At 71.8% G+C, this 20664-nt stretch carries 16 protein-coding genes and 1 pseudogene; 9 read left to right on the top strand and 8 right to left on the bottom strand.

Going from position 1 to position 20664, the window contains the following annotated elements:
- The first annotated feature begins 163 nt into the window (after nt 1-163).
- Nucleotides 164-2139 (top strand): annotated as a pseudogene (locus tag ADK66_RS02010) (hypothetical protein).
- A gap of 246 nt (nt 2140-2385) precedes the next feature.
- Here ADK66_RS02010 and ADK66_RS02005 read toward each other — a convergent pair.
- From ADK66_RS02005 to purS, 4 genes are read right to left on the bottom strand one after another with little or no spacing between them, the layout of a single operon-like run.
- Nucleotides 2386-3141 carry a 2-phosphosulfolactate phosphatase gene (locus ADK66_RS02005; RefSeq protein WP_082377156.1) on the bottom strand — a complete coding sequence of 252 codons (756 nt, stop codon included), beginning with the start codon at nt 3139-3141 and terminating at the stop codon, nt 2386-2388.
- Between the two features lie 4 nt (nt 3142-3145).
- On the bottom strand, nt 3146-5944 hold the full coding sequence (gene purL / locus ADK66_RS02000; protein ID WP_053651989.1) for a phosphoribosylformylglycinamidine synthase subunit PurL: 2799 nt from the start codon (nt 5942-5944) through the stop codon (nt 3146-3148).
- 46 nt (nt 5945-5990) lie between these two features.
- Entirely contained in the window at nt 5991-6674 is a 684-nt protein-coding gene (gene purQ / locus ADK66_RS01995; protein WP_053651987.1) for a phosphoribosylformylglycinamidine synthase subunit PurQ, read from the bottom strand.
- A complete protein-coding gene (gene purS / locus ADK66_RS01990; protein ID WP_053651986.1) occupies nt 6671-6934 on the bottom strand; it encodes a phosphoribosylformylglycinamidine synthase subunit PurS in 264 nt (87 codons plus the stop codon). Before purS ends, purQ begins: the two co-directional genes overlap by 4 nt.
- A gap of 354 nt (nt 6935-7288) precedes the next feature.
- Between purS and ADK66_RS01985 the strand changes: the two genes are divergently transcribed.
- On the top strand, nt 7289-7972 hold the full coding sequence (locus ADK66_RS01985) for a trypsin-like serine protease (RefSeq protein WP_053651984.1): 684 nt from the start codon (nt 7289-7291) through the stop codon (nt 7970-7972).
- A gap of 24 nt (nt 7973-7996) precedes the next feature.
- Nucleotides 7997-8560: a YbjQ family protein gene (locus ADK66_RS01980; RefSeq protein WP_082377123.1), complete on the top strand. Its 564-nt coding sequence runs from the start codon at nt 7997-7999 to the stop codon at nt 8558-8560.
- Between the two features lie 39 nt (nt 8561-8599).
- Here the strand turns inward: ADK66_RS01980 and purB are convergent, their stop codons facing one another.
- The 4 genes from purB to ADK66_RS01960 all read right to left on the bottom strand — a co-directional run bounded on the left by purB (nt 8600) and on the right by ADK66_RS01960 (nt 14048).
- Entirely contained in the window at nt 8600-10024 is a 1425-nt protein-coding gene (gene purB / locus ADK66_RS01975; RefSeq protein WP_053652348.1) for an adenylosuccinate lyase, read from the bottom strand.
- A gap of 131 nt (nt 10025-10155) precedes the next feature.
- Nucleotides 10156-10767, bottom strand: coding sequence for a hypothetical protein (locus tag ADK66_RS01970; RefSeq protein ID WP_053651982.1), 612 nt, complete (start codon nt 10765-10767; stop codon nt 10156-10158).
- 94 nt (nt 10768-10861) lie between these two features.
- Nucleotides 10862-12664: a sugar ABC transporter permease gene (locus tag ADK66_RS01965; protein ID WP_157552135.1), complete on the bottom strand. Its 1803-nt coding sequence runs from the start codon at nt 12662-12664 to the stop codon at nt 10862-10864.
- 91 nt (nt 12665-12755) lie between these two features.
- On the bottom strand, nt 12756-14048 hold the full coding sequence (locus ADK66_RS01960) for an acetyl-CoA C-acetyltransferase (RefSeq protein WP_053651978.1): 1293 nt from the start codon (nt 14046-14048) through the stop codon (nt 12756-12758).
- Nucleotides 14049-14104: 56 nt separating this feature from the next.
- Here ADK66_RS01960 and ADK66_RS01955 point away from each other — a divergent pair, with 56 nt between their 5' ends.
- From ADK66_RS01955 to ADK66_RS01930, 6 genes are all read left to right on the top strand, one after another.
- On the top strand, nt 14105-15472 hold the full coding sequence (locus ADK66_RS01955; protein ID WP_053651976.1) for a 3-oxoacyl-ACP reductase: 1368 nt from the start codon (nt 14105-14107) through the stop codon (nt 15470-15472).
- Entirely contained in the window at nt 15472-16536 is a 1065-nt protein-coding gene (locus ADK66_RS01950) for a MaoC family dehydratase (protein WP_369814747.1), read from the top strand. Before ADK66_RS01955 ends, ADK66_RS01950 begins: the two co-directional genes overlap by 1 nt.
- A 96-nt stretch (nt 16537-16632) precedes the next feature.
- Nucleotides 16633-17385 carry an NUDIX domain-containing protein gene (locus ADK66_RS01945; protein ID WP_053651974.1) on the top strand — a complete coding sequence of 251 codons (753 nt, stop codon included), beginning with the start codon at nt 16633-16635 and terminating at the stop codon, nt 17383-17385.
- Entirely contained in the window at nt 17382-18353 is a 972-nt protein-coding gene (locus ADK66_RS01940; RefSeq protein ID WP_053651972.1) for a serine/threonine protein kinase, read from the top strand. The genes ADK66_RS01945 and ADK66_RS01940 overlap by 4 nt, the downstream gene beginning before the upstream one ends.
- Before the next feature lie 9 nt (nt 18354-18362).
- The gene (locus tag ADK66_RS01935) at nt 18363-19322 is read left to right on the top strand and encodes a hypothetical protein (protein ID WP_053651970.1); all 960 of its coding nucleotides are present in this window, start codon (nt 18363-18365) and stop codon (nt 19320-19322) included.
- Nucleotides 19319-20581 (top strand): adenylosuccinate synthetase, encoded by a 1263-nt coding sequence (locus ADK66_RS01930; protein WP_053651969.1) that lies wholly within the window; start codon nt 19319-19321, stop codon nt 20579-20581. Before ADK66_RS01935 ends, ADK66_RS01930 begins: the two co-directional genes overlap by 4 nt.
- Nucleotides 20582-20664: the final 83 nt, after the last annotated feature.

Below are 20664 nucleotides of genomic sequence, written 5' to 3'. Positions count from 1 at the left end.
ATTCGTACCGTGATGATCCCCGGCCCGGCGCCCCGCCGGTCAAGGGAAGTCAGCCCGGAAGGCGGTGGACGTGTCAACACACCGACGTGCCTGGAAGCAGCGGGCCGGTGTGGTCGTAGCGCTGGTTGCCGGCGCTCTGCTCGCCGTCCCCGCAACACCAGCCATGGCCGCCAAGATCAGCACAGCCGACAACTCGGTCACGATCGACGCCGGCAAGAGCAGTAGCGTCAGCGTCGTTGTCAGACCGGATCAAGGTGAGTCGTCCGCAGACATTGACGTGACCGGGTTGCCGGACGGCGTTACCTGTGGCGGCTGCGGGCCGATCGACTTCGGCGACTCACCGCTGCCGAGGCCAGTGACCCTGACCCTTTCGGCCGCAGCAAGCGCACCTGCGGCGAACGGAACTCAGGCGAAAATCACGGTGACGGGGGACTCGAACTCCCGCACGCTGCGTGTCACCGTCAAAGCGTCCGCGCCGCCTACTCAGCAGCAGCCGCAGACCGTGAAGTCGGTTTCCGGCAAGGTCGTCGTGAAGGCGAACGGCGACGCGGTGCCGAACGCGATCGTGATCCTCCAGGACAGCGCCGGCCACCGTTACGACACGATCGCCGACGGCAGCGGGAACTTCCGGTTCACCGGCAGCAACGACAAGCCGATCGCGCCTGGTCGGATCGACGTGGGTGCGTCGTCCAACAACATCAACGCGGTCAAGAGCTTCACCGCGAACGCGGGACAGTCGATCACCGGGCAGCGCATCAGCCTGGAGATCAAGGTCGAGGTGACACCGAGCGCCACCCCGTCTCCCACCGTCGAGGCCACCCCCACCGACGAGGCGATCGAGGAGGGCACCGAGGACGAGCCGTCCACTGAAGCCAGCCCCGGTGCTCCGGCGAACGCCGCGAACGAGGATGACGGCGGTGGCTTCGGCTCGTACCTGATCATTCTGCTCGGTGGTCTGCTCGTCGCGGCCGGTGTCGGCACGATCGTGCTGCTCTGGATGAAGCGCAAGGAGAGCGGCGACGACGATGACGAGCCGGCGGCAGCCGGCGCGGCTGGCGCGGTGCCGGCGGCGCGGGGCGGCTTCCGCGGGGCGGACGACCAGACCCGGGTGGTCAACCGGCCTGGCGGGCCCGATCCGACGATGGTCGGCGGGGCTGCGCTGAGCGAGGCGCCGACGATGATGCACCGCCCGGTCGTCGACGACGTGCCACCGGACCCGTACGGCGCGCCTCCGCAGCCGTACGGTGCCGCTGGCCAGCAGGGTTGGGCCGGCGCCGGCTACGGCGACGAGCCCGCGACCGGGGGGTACGGCGCCGGCGGTTACGGCAACGCGCCGGCCTCGGGCGGCGGTTACGGCACGGCGGGTACCCCCGACGGCGGCTACGGCGCGGCGGACGACGGCTACGGTGCAGCGCCCGGATCCGGCGCAGGCTACGGCGGCGCACAGGTGCCGGGTGGCTACGGCAATGCGCCCGCCTCGGGCAGTGGCTATGGCAATGCGCCCGCCTCAGGTAGTGGCTACGGCAATGCCCCGGCCTCGGGTGCCGGTTACGGCAACGCGCCCGCCTCGGGTGCCGGCTATGGCAACGCGCCGGCCTCGGGTGGTGGCTACGGCACCCGCGACTACACCGCCCCGGCCGGTTCCGCCGGTTACCCACCGGCTCCCGCAGGTGGCGAGCGCTTCGACGAGCCGACCGGCCGGTACACGGGCGACAGCACCCAGTACCCGGCCCCGGCCGACCCGTACTCCACAGGCGTCTACCAGCCCGAGCAGGGCCAGGGCTACGGCCAAGCCGACGCTGCCCCGTACGGCGGTGGGCGGTCGACCGAGCCGACCGGCGGATACGGCCAGCAGGCCGGCGGGTACGAGCAGGGTGGCGGCTACGGTCAGCAGGCCGGCGGGTACGACCAGGGCGGCTACGGTCAGGAGGCGGGTACGAGCAGGGTGGCGGCTACGGTCAGCAGGCCGGCGGGTACGACCAGGGCGGCTACGGTCAGGAGACCCCGCAGCAGCGCGGCAGCTACGACCAGCCCGGCTACGACCAGCCCGGCTACGACCAGCAGGGCGGCCGCGCCCGGCCGGACAGCCCGCCCCCGACCGAGCGGGGCGGCCGTCGCCTCGACTGGCTGGACGACTGACCCGACACACCGCCATACGACACAACGCAAACGGCCGTCCGGAACCTCGGGCGGCCGTTCGCGTGTCCGGCGACCGCTTACGCCCTCGATGAGCGCGCAAATGGGCAAGATCACCGGTGCAGCCCGCCCGACGCCTCTCGGGCACGGGCGGCCGAGGCATGGAGCGTCCGGCACGGACCGGCCGAGGCACGTACCGGCCGGCACGGACCGGCCGAGGGCACGGGGTCGACGGGTGGACGACCCAGGTCAGGCGGCGGAGAAGACTCCCTGGCGGAGGACCGGGACGACCGTCGACGCGTCGACCTGGACGGCGATCTCCACGTCTTCGGCGAAGCCGCTCTCGGTCAGTTCCCGGCCGGACACGCTTCCGCGTATTGCGGCGGGCACGTCAGGGGTGCTGGCCAGCGCGGCGAGCGCCACGGCCGCCTCCACGGAGAGGCCACCCGGTACGCCGGCGAGGGCGTCGAGCACGCTGGCCGCGCCCAGCTGGTCCTCCACCGACGGTCGCAGTGACCCGCCTGGCCACCGCTCCCCCGAGGCGATGACGCCGATCGGGGCGTCCGTGGTGCCGTACCCCTGGCTCTGCAGCCAACGCCCGACGGCGGGTGCGTTACGCAGGCACGCCGCTACCACCGGCAGCCCGGTGGCGCTGGCGGCGGCGCTGATGGCCGAGCCGTTCGGTGATGGCAGCACCAGGTCCGGCACGACGGGTGCGGTGCTCAGCGCGGCCGGCGAGAGCGACCACGGATTGTCGGCAGTCACCCGACGGCGGCCCACGGCGGCCACCGCGCCGACGCGGATCGCGTACTCGGCGGCCTGCTCGCCCCAGGGGAACGGATGCACCCGCATGCCGCGAGCGACAGCCACCTCCACGGCGGTGGTGAACGAGAGTACGTCCACCACCACCAGGGCGGCGCAGACCCGACCGAGTTCGGCCGCGCCGCTCAGCCCCCAGTCGAACCGGGCACCCGATCCGGGCTGGCCGTAGACGGCGGCCGCCAACGCCTCAGCGCTCGTCAGGCGACGGGTCGGTGGCACCGGAGTCAGACTCGGACGAACCGGCGGCCCCCGCCGGCCCGGTGGTGCTCGACTGGCCCGACGCGCTCGGCTCCGAGTCGCCCGACTGACCAGACGCGCCCGGCTCGCCCGACCGACCGGACACGCCAGCCTCGTCCGACTGACCGGACACGCCAGCCTCGACCGGCTCGACCGCTCCGGTCGTTGGCACCGGACCGGCCGACGCGATCGGCTCGGACACGACAGTCGCCGGGTCCAGAGGCGCGACGGTCGTGCCCTCGGCCACCGGCAGGGGCGCCGCCTCGACAGCGCCCGCCACGCCGGCGGCCGGCGCGGGCACCTCGACGGAGGCGGCACCGCCGAACAGGCGCGGCAGCGTCTCGGTGTGCGCGGCGCGCAGCTCGTCCAGGCCGATCCGGAACTGGCCGTGCACCTCAAGCGCACCGCCGGTCGGGTCGGTGACGCCGATCAGCTCGAACGGCACCCCCCGCTCGGCGCAGAGCGCCGCGAACGCCTTGTCGTGGCCGCGCGGCACCGACACCAGGGCCCGCGTGGCGGACTCGCTGAACAGGTAGACGAACGGCATCGAGCCGCCGGCGAACTGCTCCGGCACCGCGATCCGGGCACCGACGCCCCGCCGCAGGCAGGACTCGACAAGGCTCTGGGCGAGGCCACCGTCGGACAGGTCGTGCGCGGAGCTGAGGTGACCCACCCGGGCAGCCTCGGCCAGCAGGTCGGCAAGCAGCTTCTCCCGGGAGAGATCGACCTGCGGCGGAATGCCGCCGAGGTGCTCGTGCGTCACCCAGGCCCACTCCGAGCCGGACAGCTCGACGTTTGTCTCACCCAGCAGGTAGATCTGGTCGTGATCGCCACCGGGGCGCGGGACGAAGCCCATCGGCACCCGGTCGGCCACGTTGTCCAGTACGCCGAGCACACCGACCACCGGGGTCGGGTGGATGGGCGCCGCGCCGGTCTGGTTGTAGAAGCTGACGTTGCCGCCTGTGACCGGGATCCCCAGCTCCAGGCAGCCGTCCGCCAGGCCGCGAACGGCCTCGGCGAACTGCCACATCACGCCCGGGTCCTCCGGGGAGCCGAAGTTGAGGCAGTTGGTGACGGCGATCGGCGTCGCGCCGGTCACCGCCACGTTCCGGTACGCCTCGGCGAGGGCCAGCTTGGTGCCGTTGTACGGGTCGAGCCGCGCGTACCGGCCGTTGCCGTCCACCGACAGCGCCACGCCGAGCCCGGTCCGCTCGTCGATGCGGATCACGCCGCCGTCCTCCGGCTGGGCGAGGACGGTGTTGCCCAGCACGTAGCGGTCGTACTGCTCGGTGACCCAGGTCTTGTCGGCCAGGTTGGGCGACGCGATCATGCGCAGCACGGTCTCCCGCAGCGCCTCCGGGTCGGCCGGTCGGGGCAGCGTCTCGGCCCGGTCGGCCTGGAGCAGGATCAGGTCCGCCGGCTCGCGCATCGGCCGGGCGTACACCGGGCCGTCGTCGACAAGCGAACCCGGAGGTACGTCGACGACCAGGTGGTCCTGCCACGTGATCAGCAGTCGGCCGGGGCGGCCGTCCGGCTCGGGTGCGGTGACCTCGCCGATCGCGGTGGCGAGGACGCCCCACTTTTCACAGGTCTTGAGCACCGCGTCGAGCTTGTCCGGCTCGACGACCAGCAGCATCCGCTCCTGGGACTCGCTGGCGAGGATCTCGTGCGGGTCCATGGAGGGCTCACGCAGCGGTACGCGCTCCAGCCAGACCCGCATGCCGGTGCCGGCCGCGGCGGCGGTCTCGGTGAGCGCACAGGTCAGACCGGCGCCGCCGAGGTCCTGGATGCCAACGACCAACTGGCCGTCGTACAGCTCCAGGCACGCCTCGATCAACAGCTTCTCGGTGAACGGGTCGCCGACCTGCACGGCGGGGCGACGGGCCTCGCTGCCCTCGTCGAAGGTGGCGCTTGCCAGCACGGACACGCCGCCGATGCCGTCCCGGCCGGTCTTGGCGCCCATCAGCACGACCACGTTGCCGGGGCCGGCGGCAGCCTTGTTCTGGAGCCGGTGGACCGGCAGCACGCCCAGGCAGAGCGCGTTGAGCAGCGGGTTGCCCTGGTAGGAGGGGTCGAAGACCAACTCGCCACCGATGTTGGGCAGGCCGAGGCAGTTGCCGTAGCCGCCGACGCCGGCGACCACGCCGGTGAGCACCCGCGCGGTGTCCGGGTGGTCCGCCGCACCGAAGCGCAGCGGGTCCATCACCGCGACCGGGCGGGCACCCATGGCGAGGATGTCGCGGACGATGCCGCCGACACCCGTCGCCGCGCCCTGGTACGGCTCGACGAAGCTCGGGTGGTTGTGCGACTCGACCTTGAAGGTCACGGCCAGGTCGGCGGAGATCTGCACCACACCGGCGTTCTCACCGATGCCGGCGAGCAGCCGGTCGCTGTGCGGTGCCTTCTCGCCGAACTGGCGCAGGTGCACCTTGCTCGACTTGTAGGAGCAGTGCTCGCTCCACATGATCGAGTACATCGCCAGCTCGGACTGGGTGGGCCGACGCCCGAGGATCTGCCGGATCCGGTCGTACTCGTCGTCGCGGAGCCCCAGCTCGGTGTACGGCTGAAGCTCGCCCGAGGTGCCGTTGGCGCGCTGCACGGTATCCACGCCGTCGGTCCAGTCGGCCGTGGCCGGCTGGGCGGGAGCGGTCGCCGTGTAGGCGGGTTCCGCCGGGCTCGGCTCGGCCGGCTGCGCCGGGGCGGAGTACGCCTCCGGAGTGTCCCGTACCGGGTCCGGATGGGTGGTCATGACCTCTCCTCGCTGCGCTCGTGCCCGCCCGACCGACTCCTCGCGTTCACGCCGGTGCCCCCACCAGGTGCTTGAGGACCGAGGTGAAGAAGCCGAGACCGTCCAGCGAGGGGCCGGTGAGCGCCTCCACGGCGTGCTCGGGGTGCGGCATGATGCCGACCACGTTGCCGGCGGCGTTGGTGATCGCGGCGATGTCACGCTGCGAGCCGTTGGGGTTGCCGCCGATGTAGCGGGCGACCACCCGGCCCTCGGCTTCGAGCTGGTCCAGGGTCGCGGTGTCGGCGACGTAGCAGCCCTCGCCGTTCTTCACCGGGATGAGCACCTCCTGGCCGGGCTGGAACGCGTTGGTCCAGGCGGTGCCGACCGACTCGATGCGCAGGATCTGGTCCCGGTTACGGAAGTGCAGGTGTTGGTTGCGGGTGAGCGCGCCGGGCAGCAGGTGCGCCTCGCAGAGGATCTGGAAGCCGTTGCAGATGCCGAGCACCGGCAGGCCACCCTGGGCGGCGTCCACGATCGTCTCCATCACCGGTGCGAACCGGGCGATGGCGCCGCAGCGCAGGTAGTCGCCGTAGGAGAAGCCGCCGGGGAGCACTACGGCGTCCACCCCGTGCAGGCTCGGGTCACCGTGCCAGAGCCGGACCGGCTCGGCGCCGGAGATCCGGACGGCACGGGCCGCGTCCCCGTCGTCGAGTGAGCCGGGGAAGGTGACGACACCGACCCGGGCGGTCACGAGCGGGCGTCCGCGGTCTCGTCGGCCTCGACCAGGCGGACGGTGAAGTCCTCGATGACCGGGTTGGCGAGCAGCTTGTCGGCGATCTCCCGGGCCCGGTCCAGGTCGGGTTCACCGGTGAAGTCGATCTCGATCCGCCTGCCGATCCGAACTGAGGCGACGTCGCTGACGCCGAGCCGGGGCAGCGCGTTTGCGACGGCCTGGCCCTGCGGATCGAGGATCTCGGGCTTGAGCATGACGTCGACGACGACGCGAGGCACTGGGCACTCCTGACTGTGTACGCAGTTGGGTGCCGACCCACAACGGGCGAGCGCAGCCAGCCTACCTGGCAGATACCGCCGCGGACGCACCGGCCGGGCGCAGTTCAGGCAGTGATCAACATAACTGGTGGCCGAACCTGTCCAAGATCCGGGACACACGCTCCCACCAGGGCATATACGGCGTCGCGGGTAGCTGAATCGTTACATTGCCGCATCTCGATCAAATTCTTGAAAACAACTCCGGACCGTCTTACTCTACATCGACGCAGTTCGATGCCAGCGCCGGCGGGGACCTCCGTCGGCGCCCTCCCGCACCCGGCGACCCCGGGTCCGCCCCGTCCAAGGAGTCCCCCGATGCGCATCCGTCCCCTGCTCGCCATGCTCGGCGTCGCGCTCGCCGGCGCCCTCGGCAGCGCCTCCGGCGCGGTCGCCGCCCCGGCCGGCCCTCAGCCCATCATCGGCGGCAACACCGTCTCGTCCGCGCCCTGGGCCGCCGCGGTGCTCAGCAACGGCTCGTTCACCTGCTCCGGCAGCGTGATCGCACCGCAGTGGGTGCTCACCGCCCGACACTGCATCAGCGGCACCATGTCGGTACGGGTCGGCAGCGTCTACCGGGCCTCCGGCGGCGTCACCCGCACGGTCAGCGCCACCTACACCCGCAACGACCTGGCCCTCATGCGGCTCTCCAGCACCGTCAGCACCTCGACGGTGAGCCTCGCCAGCAGCAACCCGCCGATCGGCTCCACCAACTCGATCTACGGCTGGGGCATGACCTGCTACAGCGGCTGCTCCGCGTCCAGCCAACTCAAGACCGCCACCGTCCGGGTCACCAGCAACAGCGCCACCGACGCGTACGGCGGGCAGGCCATCCGCAGCAGCCGGATCAGCGGGAACGCCTGGCGGGGAGACTCGGGCGGTCCGCAGTTCTACAACGGCCAGCAGGTCGGAGTGGCCTCCACGGCCGACGGCTCCAGCATCCAGAACTACGGCAGTGTCGCGTACAACAGGGCCTGGATCACCTCGACGGCCGGTGTCTGACGGTTAGAGCCCCGCGCGGCGCGGATGGTCGGCAGCGTGCCGGCCGTCCGCGCCGCGTCGTTTTGCAGCATCCGATCAGGTGAACAATGCACACGATCGGGTCGCCCCACTCCTGACAGCATCGGAACCGTGCTGGTCGTGACGACGGAGCAACTGCCCGGCTACGAAATCCGCCAGATCCTCGGTGAGGTGGTGTCATCGATGGCCAGGACGCGCAACCCGTACCGCGAGGGGGTCAAGAACCTGCGCGGTGGCGCGTACGACCCGATGGCGCCCGACAACCTCACCCGCTGGCGTACCGACTCGGTGTCCCGTCTCGGCGAGGAAGCCCTGCGGCTCGGCGCGAACGCGGTGATCGGCATGCGCTTCGACAGCCGGGACTGCGGCGAGATGTGGATGGAGATCTGCGCGTACGGCACAGCGGTGATCGCCGTACCCACGATGGCCGAGGTCATGCCGGCCGACCAGCCTGCGGTCGCCGCGGACACCGCGCACGACCCGGGCTTCGCGGAGTCCCTCGGCGGCATCGCCGAACCCGCGAGCGCCCCGAACCTCCGCACAGCCGCCGAAACCCCAACCCGCGAGTAACGCCCACCCACGCCCACCTTGAAGCGGTGATGCCGGAGGTTAGAGGATCGGCGGCGGGGAATAGGTTGCGGCGTTCGGGTGGGTTTCTACCACCTTGGTGATGCGGCGGGTCAGTGCTGCCACCTGGGCGGGGGCGGCGCCCACGAAGGCCGTGCGGTCGGCTACCAGGGTGTCGATGTCGGCGCGGGACAGGCCGAGGCGACCGTCGGCGGCCAGCCTGTCGAACAGGTCGTTCTCCGGAGCGCCCTTCTCGCGCATGGCCAGCGCCACCGCTACGGCGTGCTCCTTGATCACCTCGTGCGCGACCTCACGACCGACGCCCCGCCGGACCGCCGCCACCAGGATCTTCGTGGTGGCCAGGAACGGCAGGAACCGCTCCAACTCCCGGTTGATCACCGCCGGGTATGCGCCGAACTCGTCGAGCACGGTGAGGAACGTCTGGAACAGCCCGTCGGCGGCGAAGAACGCGTCCGGCAGGGCCACCCGGCGGACCACCGAGCAGGACACGTCCCCCTCGTTCCACTGGTCACCGGCCAGCTCGCCGACCATCGACAGGTAACCCCGGATGATCACCGCGAAGCCGTTCACCCGCTCCGACGAGCGGGTGTTCATCTTGTGCGGCATCGCGCTGGAGCCGACCTGGCCCGGCTTGAAGCCCTCGGTGACCAGCTCCTGGCCGACCATCAGCCGGATCGTGGTGGCCAGCGACGACGGCGCGGCGGCGGTCTGCGCCAGCGCGGCAAGCACGTCGAAGTCGAGCGAGCGCGGGTAGACCTGCCCGACGCTGTCCAGTACGCGGGAGAAGCCCAGGTGCTCGGCGACCCGCCGCTCCAACTCGGCGACCTTGTCGGCGTCGCCGTCGAAGAGGTCGAGCTGGTCGGCTGCCGTGCCGACCGGCCCCTTGATCCCGCGCAGCGGGTAGCGGGCGATCAGCTCCTCCAGCCGCTCGTACGCGATCAGCAGCTCCTCCGCCGCCGAGGCGAACCGCTTGCCAAGCGTGGTGGCCTGCGCGGCAACGTTGTGCGAACGGCCGGTCATGACCAGCTCGGAGTGCTCGTGGGCCAGCCACGCCAGCCGGGCGAGGGTGGCCACCACCCGGTCCCGGATCAGCTCCAGCGAGGCGCGCACCTGCAACTGCTCGACGTTCTCGGTGAGATCCCGCGAGGTCATGCCCTTGTGCACGTGCTCGTGCCCGGCGAGCGCGCTGAACTCCTCGATCCGGGCTTTCACGTCGTGCCGCGTGACCCGCTCCCGCTCGGCGATCGAGGCGAGGTCGACCTGGTCGAGCACCCGCTCGTACGCCTCGACCACACCGTCGGGCACCGGCACGCCCAGGTCGCGCTGGGCGCGGAGCACGGCGAGCCAGAGTCGCCGCTCCATCCGGACCTTCTCCTCCGGCGACCAGAGGGCGACAAGCTCGGGTGAGGCGTAACGGTTGGCGAGCACGTTCGGGATCGTCGTCACGTACCTCATTCTCGCCTACCCCACGACGGGCGACCTGGTCGGGCACGGCTTCGCGGCATCCCGGCGGCGAGGACGGCCCCTGCCCGCTACAGCCCGGCCGTGGGCGGGCTGTAGCGGAGGCCGGGCGCTGGTCAGACCTGCGGGATGTCGTGCACCGGGGCGGTCACCACGATCGTCTTCGTCTGCGTGCCGTGCGCGTTGCGTGCCGTCAATGTGTAGGTGTGCTTCTGGATATCGCCCTCCCCGCCGGAGCAGGGAAAGGCGAACTCCTCACTACCGGCAGAAGGGTAGTCGTCGCGGTATACGCCGGCACCGTCGATCGACAGGGCCACCGCTTTGACGTTGCTGACCCGCCACTCCATCAGCACCCCGCCACCGGCGATCGGGTTGGCGCTGGTGCCGGCCGGGCAGCGCGGCTTGTCGGTCACCCGGAAGTAGCTGATGATCGGCCCGCTCGCCTTCGTACCGGACTGACCGCTGTCGCCGCCGGTCGAGGTGCCGCCGGCCGGCTGGCCGCCCGTGGAGCCACCGCCGCTGGTGGAGCCGCCGCCCGTCGGATCACCGTTCGGCGTCTCGGCGTCAATGACCGTGCCGGCGTCGGCGCTGGGTGTGTTCGCCGGGGCGGCGGGCACCGTGGTCGCCGTGGAATCCACGGAACTCGTCGCGGTGGAGCTACAGCCGCCGGCTGCCAGCACGGCGGCCAGAGCAACGACAGTGGTACGGAGTAGCGCGTGACGGGACATGACACTCCTCGACAGGGCGCCGCCATCATGACGTCCGAGCGGTTGACACCACGATAGGAAGCCCTGACAACGCCGCCCCGCCTGCGCGAGCCGTTCAGGACTGCCGCGGGTCCCGTTCCGTGACGTCGTTCTGGTCGGTCTGCGGAAGGGCCGACGCCGCGACACCGGCAGGCATCGCACCGGTAGCCGCGGCACCGGTAGCCGCGGCACCGGTAGGCCCGGCACCGGCGTGCGGCTTGGCCTCCTGTCGGCCCGCCAGGATGACGAGCCGGTCGAGGTAGAGCAACTGCAACGCCAGGAAGGCGAGCAGGAAGAACAGCAGCATCGGCAAGGGCAGTATCTGAGCCAGATCTCCCTGCGCGGTGCCCTCAGCGTCGAACCGCCCCCGAAGCCGGTAGAGCAGGAAATTCGGTGCCGGCCACAGCCCGTTCTGCGCGACTACCAGGCGCGGCCACAGCCAGTCCTGCGCGGCGACCAACCAGGTCAGCAGCCCGGCCCCGGCCACCATCGGCAGGGCGGGCAGCAGCATCGTCGAGATGAACCGGCCGCTGCCCTCCCAACGTTCCCGCTGACCCCGGAAGAACAGGGTGAACACCACGAGCGCGGGGATGGAGAGCCAGCTCGGCGGGATCAGCGCCGCGAAGGTGTTCAACTGCTCGGCGTCACGAGCCCGGAGGTAATGGGCGCCCGCGAGTGGGCCGACGCCGACGAAGAGCCAGGGTGCGAAGGGCAGCAGGAGAAGCTCGCTGGCCCGGCCCAGCGGGCGCAGGCCACCGATCGCAAATCCGGCCAGCGCGGCGAGGCCCACCCCGATCACCGTCGAGATCAGCGGTGGCAGCCAGGTGTTGATCTGAATTTGGCCGGCGGTGACACCCCGGGGCAGCGCCGTCACGTCGGCGGTGAGCAGCCGCAGCCACGGCGTCAACACGTACGCGAGCACGCCGAGGAACGCCAGCAGCCCCACCACCAGGAGGCCGAGTGCGACACGACTCCGCACGGCAGGGGTCGGTTCCGCCGGGCGGTCGCGCCAACCGGTGAAGGCGATCCGCGTACGGGTCAGCAGGAGCAGGGCGACGGCGAGGAGGCCGAGCGTTCCCAGCAGCACCAACAGCACCGCGCTGCCGGCAGCGCCGACACCGGTCTGGGCGAGGACGAAGGTCTGCTGGTAGACGTCCAGCAACGGAGTTCTGTTCTGCCCCCTCTGGGCGACGACGGGCCACTGGAGGGACCAGGACTGCATCGTCACCGCGACGACGGTCAGCGCCAGCACGCCGCCAGCGGCCAGGGCCGCCGGCAGGGACCTGCCGTGGGGGCGGCGGCACCACACGGCGAGGAAGACTGTGGCACCGATCGCGATCACCAGCCCGGCGGGCAGCAGCGCCACCGTACTGATGGCGGAGGTCTTCCCCGGGCCGGTGCCGGCCTGTTCCATCGTCCGCGCCGTTCCCACGGCGAGCGGGGCGTAGGCGGCCAGCGGCACGGCCAGCAGCGCCCGGGTGACAAGTCTCGGCACCCGGCCGGCCCGCTCCGCCGCGAGCGCGAGCGCAGGGGCGACGATCAGTGCGAGCAGCACCGGTATCAGTGCGAGCAGCAGCACGTAGGCCAGGTCACCGAGGAATCCCGAGGCGACGATCTCTCGGTAGTTTTCCAGGCCGCCCTCGGAGGTTTGGCCGCGGCGGTTCGGCACCAGTCTTACTGGCCCGAAACTGTCCACAATGGTGCTGATCGACGGAATGACGTACGACCACAGCAGGGCGACGGCGGCCGGCACGATCAGCGCCAGGCCGGTGACGATCTGGGCCGTCCGACTCAGCCGGACGCCCCCCGACGGCGGTCGAGGGGGCGGCACGGCGACGCGAGCCTGCGGACCGGACGCGGACATCGGGGCAGTCGACATCGGAGTTGATCCTCCAGGGCGGGGAAGGGCGAGGTCAGGCTAACCCCTCCATGCACGCGTCGCGATCTAGGAAGCGTGATCGGGTATGCGATCAGCGCTCCAGGATCGCCGTCACGCCCTGACCGCCGGCCGCGCAGATGGAGATCAACCCGCGGCCGCTGCCCTTCTCGGCGAGCAGCTTTGCCAGGGTCGCGACGATCCGGCCGCCGGTGGCGGCGAACGGGTGCCCGGCGGCCAGCGACGAGCCGTTGACGTTGAGCTTCTCCCTGTCGATCGCGCCGAGCGGGGCGTCCAGGCCGAGCCGGTCCTTGCAGAACTCCGGCGACTCCCAGGCGGCGAGGGTGGCCAGCACCTGGGAGGCGAACGCCTCGTGGATCTCGTAGTAGTCGAAGTCCTGCAACGTCAGCCCGGCACGGGCCAGCATGCGGGGCACCGCGTACGTGGGGGCCATCAGGAGCCCTTCTTCGCCGTGCACGAAGTCCACGGCTGCCGTCTCCGACCAGCTGAACCAGGCCAGCACCGGCAGGTTGTGCGCGGCAGCCCACTCCTCGCTGGCGAGCAGCACTGTGGACGCGCCGTCGGTGAGAGGCGACGAGTTGCCGGCGGTCATCGTGGCGTGCTCGGCGTCCGGGCCACGGGTGCCGAAGACCGGCTTGAGCGAGCCGAGCTTCTCCACGCTCGTGTCCGGACGGAGGTTCTGGTCGCGGGTGAGCCCCAGGTACGGCGTCATCAGGTCGTCGAAGAAGCCCTTGTCGTACGCGGCGGCCAGCCGCTGGTGTGAGCGCAGCGCCAGCTCGTCCTGGGATCGCCTGTCGATCTGCCAGCGCATGGCGGTCTGGGCGGCGTGGTCCCCCATCGACAGGCCGGTACGCGGCTCGGCGTTGCGAGGGATCTCCGGCTTGAACGGCTGGAGCGGGCGCAGCTTCGCCGCGATCTTCATCCGTTCGCCGAGGGTGCGGGCGGAGTTGAGCTTGAGCAGGGTGCGCCGCATGTCCTCGTTGACGGCGAGCGGCGCGTCGGAGGTGGTGTCGACGCCGCCGGCGATGCCCACGTCGAGCTGACCGAGGGCGATCTTGTTGGCGACCAGGATCGCCGCCTCCAGGCCGGTGCCGCACGCCTGCTGGATGTCGTACGCGGGTGTGTGCGGGTCGAGCCGCGAGCCGAGCACCACCTCACGGGTGAGGTTGAAGTCACGGGAGTGCTTGAGCACCGCACCGGCCACCACCTCGCCGACCCGCTGTCCGGCCAGCCCGTACCTGGCGATCAGGCCGTCCAGCGCCGCGCCGAGCATGTCCGCGTTCGACGCCTGCGCATAGCGGGAGTTGGAGCGGGCAAAGGGGATGCGGTTGCCGCCGATGACCGCGACCCGTCGGATGCTCTGCACGATCCGCCTCCTTGAAGATGTGTTGCGCCAACCCTACTCGCCAGTAGGCTACGCCCATGAGCGACAGGTACGCGAGCTTCGTCCAATCAGCCGCCGGCCGCGCGCTGGTCAAGCGTCTCGGGCTGCCCGACCCGCCGCGACTGCGCCGACACCACCCCGGCGATCCGCTGCTGCCCGGGCCGTTGCTGCTCGGCGCGGCCACCGGCGGGCGACTCGCCGAGCCGATCGCCAAGATCCTGGCATCCGCCGGGGTCGAGCTGGCCGACCAGGCCACCGCCGCCCACAGCGACACCCCGCAGCGGTACGGGGCGCTGGTCTTCGACGCCACCGGGATCACCGACTCGACCGACCTTCGCCAGCTGTACGACTTCTTCCACCCGCAGGCCCGGGCCGTGCTGCCCAGCGGTCGGGTGATCGTGCTCGGCACCCCGCCATCGGAGTGCCCGACGCCGCGCGAGGCCACGGCCCAACGCGCTCTGGAGGGTTTGGTCCGCAGCATCGGCAAGGAGTTCGGCAGGGGCACCACCGCACAGCTCGTCTACGTGACAGGCGACGCCAGCGCCGCCGGGACCCGTACCAGCCTCGAATCGACACTGCGGTTCCTGTTGTCCGGCCGCTCCGCGTACGTCTCGGGGCAGGTCATCCGGGTTGGCGACGGCACGGCGAGCGCCCCGGCGGACTGGGATCGCCCCCTGGACGGGCAGGTCGTGCTCGTGACCGGCGCGGCCCGGGGCATCGGCGCGGCGCTGGCCCGGGTCCTGGCCCGCGACGGCGCGCAGGTGGTGGCGCTGGACATCCCGGCCGCCGGGGATGCCCTGGCCGCCGTGGCGAACGACATCGGCGGTACGGCGGTGCAGCTCGACCTGACCGCGCCGGACGCCCCGACCCGGCTCGCCGACCACCTGGCCAGCCGCCACGGTCGGGTCGACGTGGTGGTGCACAACGCGGGAATCACCCGGGACAAGACGCTCGGCCGGATGGACGCCGACCGGTGGGACCAGGTGATCGACGTGAACCTCTCCAGCCAGGAGCGGATCAACGACGTCCTACTGGAACGGGAGCTGATCCCGGCCGGCGGGCGGATCGTGTCGGTCTCCTCGATCGCCGGGATCGCCGGCAACCGGGGGCAGACCAACTACGCCACCAGCAAGGCCGGCGTGATCGGGCTCGTCGACTCGCTCGCCCCGGCTCTGCACGAGCGGGGGATCAGCGTCAACGCGGTGGCCCCCGGCTTCATCGAGACCCGCCTGACGGCGCGCATCCCGCTTGTCGTCCGTGAGGCGGGCCGGCGGATGAACAGCCTGTCGCAGGGCGGGTTGCCGGTCGACGTGGCGGAGGCGATCGGCTGGTTGGCGTGGCCGGCGTCCGGCGCGGTCAGCGGCAACGTCGTACGCGTCTGCGGCCAGAGCCTGCTGGGGGCGTGATGGCGAGAAGAGGACAGCCCACCGGGGAGCCGGACGACCTGTCGGTCCACGAACTGATCGACGGCCCCACCGAGATCCTGTCGCGGGAGACCCTGGACGCGATCCGCCGTCCGGAGCCCGCCGGTCACGACCTGAACGTCGAGCAGACACACGACCTGACCGCCGGAACCGACGCGATCCGCGACCTCTCCGGCGCGCAACCGGCCAACCGCACCCGGGAGCGCATCGAACTGCCCCGGATGCCGGCGGCCGGACCGCTGTACCGGCGGGCGTTGCTCGGTGCGCTGCCGGGCCTCGGCAAGGGGCGGCGCGGGAACGACCTGCCGGCGGCCGAGCTGGCAGTGGACGGCGTGAGCGTCGACAGGACGCACCTTGCCGACTACGACCGGGTCTGCGGGTTCCGGCTCACCGATCAGCTCCCCGCGACGTTTCCGCACGTCATGGGCTTTCCACTGAGCCTGCGGCTGATGACCGCGCCGGACTTTCCCCTCCCGCTGACCGGCCTGGTGCACATCGACAACCGGATCACAGTGCACCGCCCGATCACCGCCGACGAGGCCATCGACTTCACGACGTACGCCCAGGATCTGCGCCCGCACGACCGGGGGCGGCAACTGGACGTGGTGCTTGTCGGCTCGGTGGACGGGGAGGAGGTCTGGCGCGGCGTCTCCACGTACCTGGGTCGGGAGCCCACGGCCGGCGGCGGTGAGCGGCGCGACCGGAGCGGGCGCACCGAGGTGCCCGCCGGTACGGCCCGCTGGCGTGTCGAACCCCGGGTCGGCACCGAGTACGCGCGGGTCTCCGGGGACCACAACCCGATCCACACGTCAGTGCTCGGGGCGCGGCTGTTCGGGTTCCGCCGGCCGATCGCGCACGGCATGTGGAGCAAGGCGCGATGCCTCGCAGCGCTGGAAAACCGGCTGCCGGACGCCTACACGGTCGAGGTCGCCTTCAAGCTGCCGGTGTCGTTGCCGAGCACCGTGAGCTTCGCGCTGCTGCCGGACGGCGGGTTCGCCCTGCACGACTCGCGTGGCCGACCGCACCTGGTGGGCCTCCTGCGCTGACGCGCCAGTGCCGATCCCGGATCCGGGCTTGGCACTGGCGTTCTCGTGCGCTAAGTTGTTCTCATATAGAGATGTTCTCAAAGTGAGGGTGACGCGATGAACGAGCAGGAGTTCCTGGAGGCGTACGACCCCCGGGCCTACCCGTCGGTCGCCGTGACCGTCGACGTGGTGGCGCTGACCATCCGCGACGGCGCGCTGCACCTCTTGCTGATCCAGCGGGGCCAGCCACCCTTCGAGGGGCACTGGGCACTGCCCGGCGGCTTCGTCCAACCCGACGAGGACCTCGCCGCCGGCGCCCGACGTGAGCTGGCCGAGGAGACCGGGCTCGGCGGCGAAGGGCTGCGCCGCGTACACCTGGAGCAGTTGGGCAGCTACGGCGCACCCGACCGCGACCCGCGGATGCGCGTCGTCTCGGTCGCCCACCTCGCGTTCGCCCCCGACCTGCCCGACCCGGCCGCCGGCAGCGACGCCGACGCGGCGACCTGGCTGCCGGTGACCGCCCTGACCAGCCGGCAGCTCGCCTTCGACCACGGCCGGATCATCGACGACGCGCTTGAGCGCGCCCGCTCCAAGCTCGAATACACCCCACTCGCCACGCGCTTCCTCGCCGCCGAGTTCACCATCAGCGAGCTACGCGCCGTCTACGAGACGGTCTGGGGTCACCCCCTGCACGCCGGCAACTTCCACCGCAAGGTGCTGTCCGTGCCGGGCTTCGTGGAGAGCACCGGCGCCAGCACCGAGCGCGGCGGCTCGCGGGGTGGCCCCCGCGCCCGGCTCTACCGGGCCGGCGACGCCCGGCTGCTGCACCCCGCGCTGCTGCGCCCCGCCCACGAGGAGACGGTGCGATGAGGACCGCGGAGGCCATCGGCCTGGTCACTGCCGCCCGCACCGACACCGACCTGTTCGGCACGGACCAGCCGGCCAGGCGCTACCGCGAGCTGGTCGCGGCCCTGCACCCCGACCGCCTGACGGCCGACCCGGCGGTACGCGCCGAAGCCCTCGACGCGTTCATCCACGTCACCACCCGGTGGCAGGCCCGGCAGGTCACAGTCCTCGGCGACTACCGCCTCGGCGCGCTTGCCCACTCCGGTGACCTTGCCGACCTCTACGACGTCGGAGACGACAGGCTGCTCAAGCTGCCCCGGCGGCCCACCGACAACGACCTCATGGCCCGCGAGGCACACGCCCTGCACACCATCGCCGAACGCGGCGACCCGCGCTACCTGCCGTACGTGCCCCGACTCGTCGACGAGTTCCGGCACTCCGACGCAGCGACCGGCGCCGAACGGCGGATCAACGTGCTCGCCACCGCGCCCGGCCTGCACGACCTCGACGCGGTGCGGCGCGCGTACCCCGACGGGCTGGACGCCCGTGACGTGGCCTGGATGTGGCGGCGGCTGCTCGTGGCACTCGGCCTGGCCCACCGGGCCGGCGTGGTGCACGGCGCGGTCCTGCCGCGACACGTGCTGATCGAGCCGGCCGCCCACGGCGTGGTGCTCGTCGACTGGTGCTTCTCCGCGCCCGTCGGCAGCACGATCCCGGCCATGGTGCCCGGCTACCAGGACTGGTATCCGCCGGAGGTCTTCCAGAAGCGGCAGTGCGGGCCGGGCACCGACATCTGGATGGCCACCCGCTGCATGACCTCGCTGCTGAACCGCCACGCGCCGCGCGAGCTGCTCGCCTTCGCCCAGGGCTGCCGGCAGCGCTTCCTCAAGGACCGGCCCGACGACGCGTGGCGCCTGCTACGCGAATTCGACAACGTGCTGGACCGGCTCTACGGGCCACGCACCTTCCGCCCCTTCACCCTCACCCTCTAAGGAGCTGTCATGGGCAGTGGAATCTGGTCCACCGACGTGTACGACGCCGCCGACCGCTACCGCAGGTCGACCGGCAAGAGCGCCTTCTCCTACAGCGACAGCGGGGCCCGCACCGTGCACCCCGCGCTCGACCCCCGGGAGGCGACGCGGGAGAGCCGCGACTCCGACGAACACCCCCGATCGACGCCCGTCGCGGTGCTCTTCGACGTGACAGGCTCGATGCTCAAGGTGCCGCGCGTCCTGCAGACCAAGCTGCCGCAGCTGCTCGGGCTGCTGCAACGGCAGGGCTACGCAAGCGACCCGCAGATCATGTTCGGGGCGATCGGGGACGCCACCTGCGACCGGGTGCCGTTGCAGGTCGGCCAGTTCGAGTCGGACAACCGAATGGACGACGACCTCGGCCGGATCGTCCTCGAAGGCGGTGGCGGCGGGCAGATGACCGAGTCGTACGAGCTGGCCATGTACTTCATGGCCCGGCACACCGCCACCGACAACTGGGACAAGCGCGGCCGGCGCGGCTACCTGTTCATCATCGGCGACGAGCTGGCGTACCCGACGGTGAAGGCGCGGGAGGCAGCCGGCGTGATCGGTGACAACCTGACCGAGGACGTGCCGCTGCGGCACATCGTCGACGAGGTGACGAGCCGCTGGGACACCTACTACCTGCTCCCCGCCGGCAGCCACTACGCCGGCAACGCCAAGGTGCTCGACTTCTGGCGGGACCTGCTCGGGCAGAACGCCGTGGTCCTCGACGACCTCGACGCGGTCTGCGAGACCATCGCGCTCACCATCGGCCTCGGTGAGCAGGCCATCGACCTTGACGAGGGCCTGCGTCACCTGGACCGCGCCGGCTCCACCGCCACCGGCACCGTGTCGAAGGCGCTGGCCCGCCTCAACCGGGGGCGGCGCGCCGAGGTGTCGACGCTGCCGGCCTTCCGCGACACCACAGGCGGGGTGACCCGACTGTGAGGCACGTGGCGGTGGTCGACCTCGGCTATGGCGACGCTGGCAAGGGCACTGTCGTGGACTGGCTCTGCGCCACCCGACCCGTGCACACGGTCGTCCGCTTCAACGGGGGCGCGCAGGCGGCGCACAACGTCGTGCTGCGCGACGGGCGGCACCACACGTTCGCACAGTTCGGCGCCGGCACCTTCCACCCCGGCGTGCGTACGCACCTGTCGCGGCACGTGGTGGTGGACCCGCTGGCGCTGGCCGCCGAGGCCGACCATCTCGCCACTGTCGGGGTGCCCGACGCGCTGGACAGGTTGACAGTGGACGGGGCGGCACTGCTCGCCACCCCGTACCACCGGGCCGCCAACCGGGCCCGGGAGATCGCCCGGGGAGCCGACCGGCACGGCTCCTGCGGGCTGGGTGTGGGCGAGGCCGTCGCGTACGGTCTCGCCCACCCCGACGACGCGCCACGGGTCGCCGACTGCCGCAGCCCAGCGCTGCTGCGCCGTCGGCTGACCGTCCTGCGGGACCGGCTCACCGCCGAACTCGGCCCGCTGGACGCCCCGCCGGTCGAGGACTGCCTGCCCGCGTTCACCGGGTTCGCCGGCCGGGTCGCGATCGTCGACGGCAGCTGGCTCGCCGGGGCGCTGCGCTCCGGGACGTGCGTCTTCGAGGGCGCGCAGGGGGTGCTGCTGGACGAGTGGCACGGCTTCCACCCGTACACGACGTGGAGCACCACCACGTTCGCGAACGTCGACGGCCTGCTCGCCGAGGCGGGCCTGCCCGGCGAGGTGGCCCGGCTCGGGGTGCTGCGGATCGTCACCACCCGGCACGGGGCCGGCCCGCTGGTGACCGAGGACCAGGCGCTGCCGTTCACCGACCGGCACAACGCCACGAACCCGTGGCAGGGCCGGTTCCGGTTCGGCCACTTCGACGCTGTCGCCCACCGGTACGCCCTCGCGGCAGCCGGCGGCGTCGACGGCCTGGCGCTCACCCACCTCGACCTCGCCGGCCCCGGCCTGCGGATCTGCCGCCGCTACGACACCACCGACCGGATCACCCCGGGCCCGCCCGGTGACCTGGACCGGCAGGCCGCGCTCACCGCCCGCCTGCTGCGCTCCCGCCCGGTGTACGACGATCCACCGTCGGACTGGGCGGAGGCGGTACGCGCCGAGCTGGGCGCGCCCGTGGTGCTGACCTCGCACGGTCCCACCGCCGGGGACAAGACACCGCACGGGCCGCTGCTCGCGGCACCGGCCCTGGCCCGGTCGGTCTGATGTTCCTGACCCGGTCGGCCTGACGTCCGGACCGAAGGCGGATGATCCGCCGACTCGGCCTCCGGGCGGGTCGCACCCGGCGA

It is taken from the genome of Micromonospora sp. NRRL B-16802 (assembly GCF_001279555.1).
In the GTDB taxonomy this organism is placed as follows: Bacteria; Actinomycetota; Actinomycetes; order Mycobacteriales; family Micromonosporaceae; genus Micromonospora; species Micromonospora profundi.
This window is presented reverse-complemented; position numbering and strand designations above follow the sequence as displayed.

Excerpts from the sequence above, each read along its gene's own strand:
- purL (WP_053651989.1), bottom strand. The coding sequence starts at position 5,944 with ATGACCACCCATCCGGACCCGGTACGGGACACTCCGGAGGCGTACTCC.
- ADK66_RS01985 (WP_053651984.1), top strand. The coding sequence starts at position 7,289 with ATGCGCATCCGTCCCCTGCTCGCCATGCTCGGCGTCGCGCTCGCCGGC.
- ADK66_RS01980 (WP_082377123.1), top strand. The coding sequence starts at position 7,997 with ATGGTCGGCAGCGTGCCGGCCGTCCGCGCCGCGTCGTTTTGCAGCATC.
- ADK66_RS01970 (WP_053651982.1), bottom strand. The coding sequence starts at position 10,767 with ATGTCCCGTCACGCGCTACTCCGTACCACTGTCGTTGCTCTGGCCGCC.
- ADK66_RS01965 (WP_157552135.1), bottom strand. The coding sequence starts at position 12,664 with ATGTCGACTGCCCCGATGTCCGCGTCCGGTCCGCAGGCTCGCGTCGCC.
- ADK66_RS01955 (WP_053651976.1), top strand. The coding sequence starts at position 14,105 with ATGAGCGACAGGTACGCGAGCTTCGTCCAATCAGCCGCCGGCCGCGCG.
- ADK66_RS01950 (WP_369814747.1), top strand. The coding sequence starts at position 15,472 with ATGGCGAGAAGAGGACAGCCCACCGGGGAGCCGGACGACCTGTCGGTC.
- ADK66_RS01945 (WP_053651974.1), top strand. The coding sequence starts at position 16,633 with ATGAACGAGCAGGAGTTCCTGGAGGCGTACGACCCCCGGGCCTACCCG.
- ADK66_RS01940 (WP_053651972.1), top strand. The coding sequence starts at position 17,382 with ATGAGGACCGCGGAGGCCATCGGCCTGGTCACTGCCGCCCGCACCGAC.
- ADK66_RS01935 (WP_053651970.1), top strand. The coding sequence starts at position 18,363 with ATGGGCAGTGGAATCTGGTCCACCGACGTGTACGACGCCGCCGACCGC.